General features: G+C 46.9%; 8 protein-coding genes. 2 read left to right on the forward strand and 6 right to left on the reverse strand.

What is annotated here, in order from left to right; translation table 11 throughout:
* Positions 1 to 4 precede the first annotated feature (4 nt).
* Positions 5 to 580, reverse strand: coding sequence for an RNA polymerase sigma-70 factor (locus VIM72_RS14065; protein WP_332003455.1), 576 nt, complete (start codon positions 578 to 580; stop codon positions 5 to 7).
* A gap of 141 nt (positions 581 to 721) precedes the next feature.
* Between VIM72_RS14065 and VIM72_RS14070 the strand changes: the two genes are divergently transcribed.
* On the forward strand, positions 722 to 1,087 hold the full coding sequence (locus VIM72_RS14070; RefSeq protein ID WP_332003456.1) for a chorismate mutase: 366 nt from the start codon (positions 722 to 724) through the stop codon (positions 1,085 to 1,087).
* Between the two features lie 99 nt (positions 1,088 to 1,186).
* On the opposite strand, the gene VIM72_RS14075 is transcribed toward VIM72_RS14070, so the two are convergent.
* The 4 genes from VIM72_RS14075 to VIM72_RS14090 all read right to left on the reverse strand — a co-directional run bounded on the left by VIM72_RS14075 (position 1,187) and on the right by VIM72_RS14090 (position 8,154).
* Positions 1,187 to 3,115, reverse strand: a complete 1,929-nt coding sequence (locus VIM72_RS14075) for a glycoside hydrolase family 97 protein (RefSeq protein ID WP_332003457.1) — start codon at positions 3,113 to 3,115, stop codon at positions 1,187 to 1,189.
* Between the two features lie 119 nt (positions 3,116 to 3,234).
* Positions 3,235 to 5,643, reverse strand: coding sequence for a sugar-binding domain-containing protein (locus VIM72_RS14080; RefSeq protein ID WP_332003458.1), 2,409 nt, complete (start codon positions 5,641 to 5,643; stop codon positions 3,235 to 3,237).
* Between the two features lie 756 nt (positions 5,644 to 6,399).
* Complete coding sequence (locus tag VIM72_RS14085) at positions 6,400 to 7,122, reverse strand: response regulator transcription factor (RefSeq protein WP_332003459.1); 723 nt, start codon at positions 7,120 to 7,122, stop codon at positions 6,400 to 6,402.
* A 3-nt stretch (positions 7,123 to 7,125) separates the two neighbouring features.
* Positions 7,126 to 8,154: a sensor histidine kinase gene (locus VIM72_RS14090; protein ID WP_332003460.1), complete on the reverse strand. Its 1,029-nt coding sequence runs from the start codon at positions 8,152 to 8,154 to the stop codon at positions 7,126 to 7,128.
* A 180-nt stretch (positions 8,155 to 8,334) separates the two neighbouring features.
* Here VIM72_RS14090 and VIM72_RS14095 point away from each other — a divergent pair, with 180 nt between their 5' ends.
* Positions 8,335 to 10,773 carry an outer membrane beta-barrel protein gene (locus VIM72_RS14095; RefSeq protein WP_332003461.1) on the forward strand — a complete coding sequence of 813 codons (2,439 nt, stop codon included), beginning with the start codon at positions 8,335 to 8,337 and terminating at the stop codon, positions 10,771 to 10,773.
* A 1-nt stretch (position 10,774) separates the two neighbouring features.
* Here VIM72_RS14095 and VIM72_RS14100 read toward each other — a convergent pair.
* On the reverse strand, positions 10,775 to 11,087 hold a 313-nt coding region (locus VIM72_RS14100; protein WP_332003462.1), incomplete at its 5' end, for a glycoside hydrolase family 97 C-terminal domain-containing protein.

Raw genomic sequence — 11,087 nt, forward strand, 5'->3', positions numbered from 1 at the left:
CCGTTTAAAAAAAAATCTGGAACAGGAATCGCAACGCATGCCGCATAAAGGTTCGTACCTGTGCCAGGGCCTTTATCATATGCCCTTTCACCGTTTCCCGGGAAATTCCCAGTCGCGCTGCAATCTCTTCATACTTTAGCCCTTCCTGCCGGCTCAGCTCAAAAACAGCCCGGCGTTGGGGAGGCATCTGGTCTACCGCCGCCTGTACCAGCTCCCGGAGTTGTTTGGTGGCCAGCCGTTCATCTGCCGGTGAATCGGCTGCCGGTTGCAGCTGTTCAATATGGTCAGGGATCGGGATCATCAGCTTCTTCCTGAATTCACTCAGTATCCTGTTTTTGGCCATTGTATATAAATAGTGCTGCGGCCGTTCTATGCCTGAGAGGGAGCTGCGGTTTTTCCAGATCGTCAGAAATACTTCCTGGACTACATCCTGGGCTTTGTGAGAGTCTTTCAGGTAAGCCATCGCCTGCCCATACAGGTTATTCCAATACTGATCCGCCAACCGGGTAAAGGCTTCATGATCGCCGTCAGCAATCTGTTGGAAAATATCTTTCTCAGTATGTGGGAAGTTCTCTGGCAATATAGTGCATGCTTTGGCTGTGCTAAAAATAGATAAAAAATTTCTACCCCTTAAAAATTCGGGTACGTTTTGGTGGAATACCAAACAGCGAAACGCAGTTTGATAAAAAAAAGTGGCATTAAAATGGAGGTGTGTCCGGCTATGAAAAATAAGTTTCCCGTCATCATGATCACGCTGGCGGCTATCGCCGCGGTGAACAAAGCCAAAGGCCAGCAGCCGGCCATTGATACTGCCCTGGAAAACAAACGGAAGGTGATCGACTCGCTCGATAGAAAGCTTTTCGAGGTGCTGGGCGCAAGAGAAAGGGTGGTCCGTGAAATAGGCGTTTACAAAGCGCAACACCATATCGCCCCATTACAGGCTGCCCGTTTTCAAAAGGTACTGGAAAAGGGGATTGAGGCTGGTAAGAAAGAGGGCCTGTCGGCTGAATTTGTCACTGAAATGCTCAACGCCATTCATAAGGAAAGTTTGAGGATGGAAGAGGCGATTTCAGATGATAAACATTAGTGCGGCTTACGGAATTATATTTATAAAGAAGCCCAGCTTATTGAAATGATCCTTACCTGTTAAAGATAACTGATCATCGCAATAAGCTGAGCTTTCCTGTTATTGCCCTGCTACTATGACAAATCCCCCATTTGCATTGATAGCAACGGGAAGCATGCCTTTACCAGGTATAACTGTTTTTGTTTCTTTTAAGAGGTTGGTATCATCATCTGAAATCAGTGTTATCTTTTTGTTTTTCAGGAAAGATAAATTAAGCGAAAGGTTTTTCGCTACAGGCTCGCCATTCATTCCTGCAATAAACCATTTAGTGCCTTTACGCCTGGCGATCACCACCAGCTTGCCGGGATAGCCATCTATAAAGCGGGTTTCATCCCAGGTATCAGGTAGGGTGCGCAGGTAATTTTTAACAAACTCCGGTACATGTTCCATTCCTTCCGGCGACTCCGCCATATGCTGAATGCCCGACAGGAAAACAACAGTGGTCGCTAATTCAAAAGCAGCGGTGGTTTTGCGGATACTTGCCGACTGAATTTTGTAGAGGTTCATGGGCGTGAAGTCCATCGGGTCGAATGCATTCCGGGTGAAGGGCAGCATGGTGGCATGATTTGCTTCCAGGTTCGCATCCTCCTGGCTGAAGGTGATGTACTCGAAACCCCTCACAGCCTCGGCAGTTACCAGGTTGGGATAGGTGCGCGCCAGGCCTCTCGGCAATGTGGCTCCGTGAAAGTTAACCATGAGGTGATGACGGGCTGCATCCTGCAGGATATCGTGGTAATACTTTATCATTGATTGTCCGTCGCCGCCAAAGAAATCAACCTTAATCCCTTTGATGCCCATTGCCTCTATAGCGGAGAATTCTTTTTCCCTTCCTTCTTTGGTAAGAAGGATATTCCTGGGCGTGTACTTTACAGTGTTCCAGTCGCCGGCAGAATTGTACCAAAGGATCAACCCAATATTTTTTTGCCTGGCATAATCCGCCAGCTCTTTTATCTTTTCATAGCCTATCTTCTGGTCCCAGCTTGCATCTACCAGGCAATACGGCCAATGCATGTAGGCAGCAAAATCAATGTATTTCTTCTGCTCATCGTAAACAATAAAATCATCTTTACTGTTAATCCAGCTCCAGCTCGATTTCCCGGGCTTTATATACGAAGTGTTGGTAATAACTGAGGGATCGGCAACATCAGTGCCCAATGTTGATTCCACGATGGTTTTTAAGGAGCCGATGGTGATAACGCGCCAGGGAGAAAACCCATTCATTGGCTGCCGTGGTAATAGGCCATCCTTATACACTACTTCCCTTGGATCAGGGAATTTTACCTTATAGACCGGGCTGCCTGCATCACAATCAAGACGGGTGGCGCACCAGTCGGACCCCACTGCGGCTTCGGTAATCAGCAGCCAGGTATTGTTAACCTTAAACAGTGCCGGGTAAATGAAGCCGGCGCCATATTTTGAAGGGGTGCCTGCGGGCACGTCCTGGTCATAATGCTCTTCATAAGATGGATTTGCTTTTTCCCATCCGGATTGGGTAACGGCAATGGGCTGTATAAAGGCTTTGGCGGAAGGAGGGAGTTGGAAGGAAGTATTTTCGGAACGGATGATCTTAGTATCCTGGCCGTCTGAAAAATGATACCTGAAGGCGATACCATCGTTCGACACCTGGAAGATCACGGAAAATTTCCTGCCGTCTTTATTTTGAAATGTAAAGCTGGCCTTTTTTGCATCATACTGAATGGATAGTTTTTTACCGCTCAGCATATTGTATTGATCGTGCACACTGCCGACAGCAGATACATTGACTAATTGTAAACCGTTGGAAAAATTGATCCCGTCCGGCTCAATTCCTAAGGACGAAGGCTCCAGCACAGTTAGTTTATTATAGGTAACGGAGTACCTGGGAACGCCGTTATTGTCTGTAAATACCGTCACTGCGATCTTTCCATCAGGGCTGGATATACGGTTCTCTGCGAATAGCTGCAGGCAAAGCAATACACACAATGCCATCAGTACTGTAATTCTTCTCATCAAATTATTGTTTAATCACGTTTAATAACTATTGCACGCCTTTTTTGATCCACAGGTGTGCAGGAATTGAGTTGTTTTATCATTTAATTATTGCGAAGTACATGGAACTCACCACCTGCTTATTCAGCTTTTAAGGTAACTGTTGCCACAGGAAGTGAACCACTCCTGGCAGTAATGGTAATGCCGCCTTTCCTGCTGGTAGATTGAATAATGGCTAAACATTTTCCCTGCCAGGCTTCCATCTGTGTTCCTTTCAGCGGCGTATGACTTTTCTGGTCACCGTTGCCTACGGCTACCAGTTTGCCTGCGCCGCTTACTTCAAAAGTGATCTTATCACCGGCAAAAGGCACGGGTATACCCTGGGCATCCAGCAGCTGTACCGAAACATAGCTCAGGTCCTGCCGGTTGGCGGTAAGCACTTTCCTGTCAGCCGACAATGCCATTTTAACCGGCTCGCCTGCGGTTTGAACCGCAAAGGATACTGTTTTCCCATCTTTGGTTTTTCCGATGGCTTCCAGCTTACCTGGTTCATAGGGTACTTCCCATACCAGGAAGGCTTCCTCTTTAATATTCCATTTACGGGTTCCCAGCGACCTGCCATTTAGTTTCAGTTCCACTTCCGGTACATTGGTATATACCTGCACTGCCAGGGTATCGCCTTTTTTATGATGGTTCCAGTGGGTTTCCACTTTGGGCCAGTTCCAGAAAGAGCACTGCTCCCTGTTCCTGGCGGAGGTATCGGTTTGCACGGCGATATGCACCATGGGGGTATCATTCCAGAGCGCTTTCCTGAACCAGTAACCGGGTTTCGGAAAGTTGCACATATCGATCACGCCACAGGAAGCGCCACGGGATGGCCATTTGGGCCATATTTTCCAGAAGTCGCAACCGCTGCCTACTTCACCAATACCTGATTCGCCCAGGTAATCAAACCCTGTCCACAGGAATTCGCCCGCTACATAGTCTTCCTGCTGCCCTTCCAGCCATTGTTCGTAGGAGCGTAATTGCTGGCAGGTGCCGGGGTGGTAGGGATACATCACTGTTTCGGAACCAAAGATCACCCGGTTGGGATATTTTTCATGGTCGGCTTTATACCAGGCTTCCTGGTAGTTGTAACCAACCAAATCAAGTAATTCGCCCATTCCAAAGGAATTGACGTTGCGGATTTCGTTACAGGCTGCGGTAAAAGGACGGGTGCTATCATATTTACGTGAACCATTCACCAGCATACCGGTTATTTTTAGGGCGTTCTCTTTGTTATACTGCTCTCTCACTTCATTGCCAATACTCCAGGCAATTACAGAGGCATGGTTCCGGTCGCGCCTGATCCAGCTTTCAACATCCTTCTCCCACCAGTTTGCAAACTGAGAGGAATACCCGCCAGTTGTTTTTCCATCCATCCATTCGTCAAATATTTCGTCGATCACCACAAAACCCAGGCTGTCGGCATAGGCAAGCAACTCCGGCGACGGCGGGTTGTGGCTCATCCGCAGGGCATTACAGCCCATGCCTTTTAAAATTTCAAGGCGGCGTTTCCAGGCGCCATCCAATACGGCGGCGCCCAGTGGCCCTCCGTCGTGATGAGTGTTGACCCCTTTTAGCTTTACATGTTTCCCGTTTAACAAAAATCCTTTATTGGGATCAAAGCGGGCCGTTCTTATACCAAAAGCAGTAGTATAATTATCGGCCACCTTTCCGCCTGATTTCACTTCTACTTTTAACTGGTATAATGCAGGATGTTCTACAGACCATAATACCGGTTGGCTGACACTGATATGTTGTTCGATTTTCTGCGGTTGTCCGGGTATGGCCTGCACATTGGATTCCGTTCTTCCGGCTTCTTTACCGGCGGCATCTGTCAATGTTGTTATTATGGTGCAGGACTGAGCAGTATTATTTTCATTGCGCAGATCTATAGAGAGGTCTACCCCGGCATTATTACTGTCTGCTTCCGTGGTACGGGCGAAAACGCCCCATTGATCAATATGCAGCTTGTTTTTTGTTACCAGCCATACATGCCGGTAGATACCAGAGCCGGTATACCACCTGGAATTGGGCTGCTCGCTGGTATTTACTTTTACCGCGATGATATTTTCCTGTCCTGCCGGGTTCAGGTATTGCGAGAGATCATAATAAAAAGAAGAGTAGCCATAGGGGCGAATGCCCAGGTAATGGCCGTTGATCCATACTTCGCTGTTGCGGTAAACGCCATCAAACAATACCCAAACCTTCCTGCCGGAGAAATTTGCCGCTGTTTTAAAATGTTTCCTGTACCAGGCGATGCCGCTGTAAGTATAGCCTCCGCCTGCTCCTGTAGCGTAGGTGGAATCGAAAGGATGCTCAATACTATAATCATGGGGAACGTCCAGCAGGCGCCATTGGGAATCGTCAAAGTCTGCCTGCTCTGCGCCGGGATGATCATTTAAAGCAAATTTCCAGTCAAAATCAAAAGGAATCTTCTGTTCTGCTTTACATGTTATTACTGCCAGGATCACTACCAGTAACGGAAGGCATAAAGTTCGGATCATTTGTCTATAGTTTATCAAATTGATTGCTAAAGGATATATTGCTGGTTTGTATTCGTGGCATCACTGTAATAAATAAGCAGGATTTTTTGTTTCATCAATGTTTGCGGGAGCGCCGGGCCCCGGTTTTTCCTACACCGGTAAGTCACCCGGCCGGGCCTGCCGGAACAGGCAGGTTATTTAGCAGGGATGAATCTTCAGTAGTAAATTTACTGATCAGGTCTTGTTTTTAATAGTGTCAAAATGACAGTTATAATAATTAATGAGAAGACTGGATAACAGTATTCGTGATTTCATAACGAAGAATTATGAGTGTGGAACAATGTATCAAAATTATATAGTCTCACTGGAAACAGGGGGGGCGGATGTTTTGAATTAGGGTATAAAATGTTACAATTACCGCAGAAGGGTGTTGTGAAGTTGCCTGCATATCTCCGCGGGGCGGATGAATAATTGTTGGGGCTACAGGAAGTCTTATACCGTTTGTGGTTACTTTGCCGGCATCATTACCGGTTATATGTACCCGCTATCTGCATATGGTGGGCTGATGCCGCACCGGGAGCCATGCACAGGCCAGCTGTTCCCCGGACATAAAGGCAGTGCTGAATTATTGAAGTGCACAAGGTTGACAAAGCAGCCGCGTTAATTGAGAGATTATTCACCGTAACAGGTAGGCAGTCATCATAGCCGGATGGGGTTTTTAGGATATACATCCCGATTTTTATAAAGCACATCCCGTTGAAGTAATTCACAACGTTCTTAACTCCTGTTGGTAAAATGCTCCAGGAGCTCCCGCTTATAGGTATTCCCTACAGGCAGTATCAGCCCGTTTTCCAAATGTACCTGGGTTCCTTCCAGCTTTTGTATCCTTGAGAGCGCAACGATGTATGACCGGTGTATACGCCTGAAGTACCGTTTGTCCAGTTGTTGTTCTATCTCGATTGTAGTGGATGCGCTCAGGTACATTTTTTCATGTGTAAATATCTTTACATAATTACCATAGCTCTGTATATGTGAAATGGAACTGGTGGCGATCCTGGTGATCCCTGCGTCAACTTTCAGCATCAGGGAATTGTTTGCCTGCCGGACTGCCGGGGAGGCCGCGTTGCTGGCAACCGGCGGCTTATACCGGGTAAACACTTTATCTACCGCCGCCATGAATCTGGCAAATTCAAAAGGTTTCACCAGGTAGTCTACCACCTGGTACTTATATCCTTCCAGCGCATACTGTGTGTAGGCCGTGGTTAGCACTATCAGGGGCGGGTGTGACATTGCCTCCAGCATCTCCATCCCTGAAAGGCCCGGCATATTGATGTCGAGGAAGAGCAGGTCTACCGGGTGCTTAAACATGAAATCCATCGCGTCCGCGGCGTTATAAAAGTTCCCCGTCAACACGAGGCTGCTGGTACCTTTTATATAATGACCAAGTACCAGGTGCGCTCCTTCTTCATCATCAACAATAATGCAACGTAGTGGTTCCATAAACTACCGGTGATTTAATAATATCTCTAAAACGGCCCTGAATTCGCTTTCATCCCGGGAAATATCCAGCCGGTAATCTCCTGCATACAACAATTTCAGACGCTCGCGGATGGTGGCCAGGCCGATACCTGTAGAATCCCTGCCGGGCGGGTTATCCCCCCGGGAATTTACAATATTCACCAATAACGTCCGCTGTTCCAGCTGGATGTGTATATGTACATACCATTTCCGGGCCACGGTAATGCTATGCTTAAAAGCATTTTCAATTAACGTGATAAGGATCAGGGGTGCAATGGAAAGCTGCTCCGGTTGCTGATCTCCGTACTGTACGGTATAAGAAATTTCACAGCGTTTTCCAATCCGTTCTTTTTCTATCGCTATATAATTCTCTATAAACGTTATTTCTTCCTTCAGGGAAACAAGTGGCTTACGCCCTTCTTCAAGTTGATACCTGATCAGGTTAGATAATTTCAAAATCAGATCAGGGGCACGTTCCGGTTCTGCTAAGCTCACGCCATAAAGATTATTGAACATGTTGAAAAGAAAATGCGGATTTAACCGGGCATGCAGTAACCTGATATTCATTTCAGCGAGGAGCAGCTTATCTTCCGTTCTTTTCCGGATCTGCGAGGCGTGCTGCCTTACCAGGAACAGGAACATAATTGTAATTATGCTGGCAATACTGATCACGAAATGATAAAGTAAAATAGACGGCATGCTTTCCTGCTGAAAAATATCCGGCTCAATCCAGAAACAATCTATAGGAAAAAGTACCAGTGTACCTGCCATTAACGCGCAGAGTGTTGCGATGGCATATTTCCCGTATTGCCTGCTCCAGAACAACGGTAATATAAAATGCCAGTGAAATTTTGCCTGTGCATACAGCACCACGAAGAAAACCAGTCCTTTTATAACAGCCATGAATGAATCCAGCTGGAACCATTGGTTCACCATCGTCAGGATAAACATGGCGGCAAAAATTCCGATTTCCTGCAGGTAACGTTTGTTGAACCAATTGATCGTATATGCCATCTCCTGTATATTTTCCGGGAAACCCGAAGGTCATTTTTTCAGGTAGAAAGAAAAAATTCAAATGACGAACGTCGTTCGTCATCCGGATAGCGGTTTTGCTCATTCTCTTTTTCTGGTGGGAAATTAAACATTTTCCTTTGCCGGCAGATACAATTTCAATATTAAAAACCGGTATGTCTGATGGCTGGAAAATTTTTTGTTTTACTATTACTTACTATCACTTCATTGGTTGTAAAAGCCCAATCTGTTATCTCCGGTGAAAAGACCTCTTTTCAGATAAAAGGGGTGATAGTGGATACCTCCGGCAGGCCGCTGGAACGGGCCACTGTGGTGTTGCGGTATAAAGACAGCGCCATGGCCAAAACCAGTGTTGGCGGTAACGACGGACGGTTTGCTTTAACGGCGCCTTTAAAGGGAACTTATGTGCTAAGCATTTCACATACCGGTTATGCACCCTATTCCAGGGTAATAGAGATGAATGTGCCGGAACAGGATATGGGTAAATGTATCCTTGCCAGGCAAAGCAAACAGTTAAACGAGATCGTTGTACAGCACCGCAAAGCGCTGATTCAGAATAAAGGCGATAAACTGGTATACAACGCCTCGGCTGATATTGGAAATAAAAGCGGATCGGCGGCGGATGTTTTGCGCAAGGCGCCTATGGTCACTGTTGGCTCCGATGGTGCTGTAAAGCTTCGGGGAGATGCCAGTATCAAAGTTTTACTCAACGGTATCCCGTCCGGCATTTTTGCTAAAAACCTTAAAGAGGCATTAAAAATGATCCCGGCCAGTTCTATACAGTCCATAGAAGTGATCACTGCGCCTTCGGCCAGGTATGAAGCAGAAGGTGCGGCTGGTGTGATCAATATCGTTACGAGAAAAAAAGTAAAACAAACATCCGGCAACCTGGACCTGAGCGCAGGTAACCTGGAACAGTCGGCCAGCCTGGGCCTGAACCTGTCGCGGGAAAAATTTGATGTGACGCTCATGGCAAGTGGCAGCTTTGAAAAGGAACGGCGGAAAACAGACCTGGACCGGAGCTTGCTGCTCAACGGGCAAACTGCAGGTAATCTTATGCAGCGTTCTGATATTACGCAGAAAACCAGGGGAACAAGTATAGAGCTGGGCACAGCGTACCGCCCCGATTCATCACAAAAGATAGGCGCTACCCTCTCTTACTGGCGGGAACAATGGCCCGTAAAAAGCAGCCTGTATAATTATTATAAGGATGCCAAAAGTACTACTGAATACAACCAGCTTGCAGATCAGAAAGGAGGGTATCACTACTATGAGCTTGCGCTTAGCTACATAAAACATTTTAAACGTAAAAAGCAGGAACTGCAGTTATTGGGAAATATCAGCGGTTCGGCAGACCGGTCCGATTATACCACGGATCAGTTCAGCCCTGATGGCAGGCATTTCTTTCGTGAGCTGAGCCCTAATAAAGGACACTCAAAGGATTACAGCTTCCAGCTGGATTATACCCATCCGCTCAGTAAAAGCGGTCTGAGTTTCCTGGAAACAGGTATGCGTTGGAGTAAGAACAATGCAACCAGTAATTATGCCGTGTTCAATAACCTCCATCAGCCAGGTAGCACTGATCTGAAGCAGGACCTGGCGCGTAGCGATTCGATGAATTATTTCCAGGATATTGCTGCTGCATATATAAGCACATCTTTTGAAACCAAAAGCAGGTGGCGGTTCCGGCTGGGCGCCCGTTATGAGTATACGCGGCTGGGCGCCCGCTTCAGGGGGGCAGTGCCCTCTTTTGCCACTCATTTCAGCAACCTGGTGCCCAGCATCCTGTTGGCAAAAAATATAAATGAGGAACAGGAGCTTAAATTCAATTATACAGAACGCATCCGCCGGCCTTTTATATGGGATCTTAACCCTTATACGGATGCGAGCGATCCCCGTAATTTAACAACGGGCAATCCCCGCCTGCGGCCGGAAATTACGCGTTTACTGGAAGTGTCGCACACCTACAACCCGCCATCCGGTTTTACTTTGATCAGCAGCGCTTACTTCAGCTTCAATTCAAATTCAATAGAATCGCTTGTGGCGGTGGACAGTAACGGCATATCCAGGACCATGCCTCAGAACATTGCATCCAACAGGCGTTTGGGCGCCAATGTCAATGTGTATACTGCGGTAAACGATAACTGGACCATCAACGGCGGCCTGGAATTATACCAGGTATGGTTTAAAAGCCCCGCGTTGCAGATTGGCAACAGCGGGTTGTTCCACTCTTTTAATATCAACACTTCCTATACTGTTCCCGGCGGTTATATATTTGAATTATCCGGCGATTACAGCAATGGATTTATTACCCTGCAGGGTAAAAATACGGCCGACTATACCTACCGCCTGGCTGTTCAGAAAGAGATCATGCAGAAAAAGGCAAGTATTACGCTTTCATTCAATAACCCTTTCCGGAATTATTTAAAACAAACCAGTATAGCCACGGCGCCTACTTTTCAGAGCCAGTCGGTGACCCGGTTTTATAACCAGTCCTTATCCATTGCCTTTAACTGGCGGTTTGGAAAAGTCCATAAAAATGAGGACGAAAAGAAAGCAGAGCATGCGGAATATCCCGGCCGGCGGAGAAGGAGCCGGTAATTTACATCGGCGTTAAATATCCCGCAAAGCCACCGCAGCGGAGCAGTTTCACTTCTACCGTATCTGATTTATCGACCACCATATACCGGGTGACAAAACTTTTATCATGTTGGCCATCTGCAATCAGCACCAGCCTGAATTTTACCCCTTCAGGCAGGAAGTCCAGTGTTATGGTTTTTTTCTTCTCTTTTCTTTCGGCGTTAATGCCGCCGAGATACCATGAACTGCCTTTGCGGCGGGCCATAATAACATCCTGGCCGGGGTAACCGTCTACCAGCCGGGTATCATCCCAGGCGTTAGGCACCTGTTTTAAA

The sequence above is a fragment of the Chitinophaga sp. genome (assembly GCF_036569185.1).
Taxonomy (GTDB): domain Bacteria; phylum Bacteroidota; class Bacteroidia; order Chitinophagales; family Chitinophagaceae; genus Chitinophaga.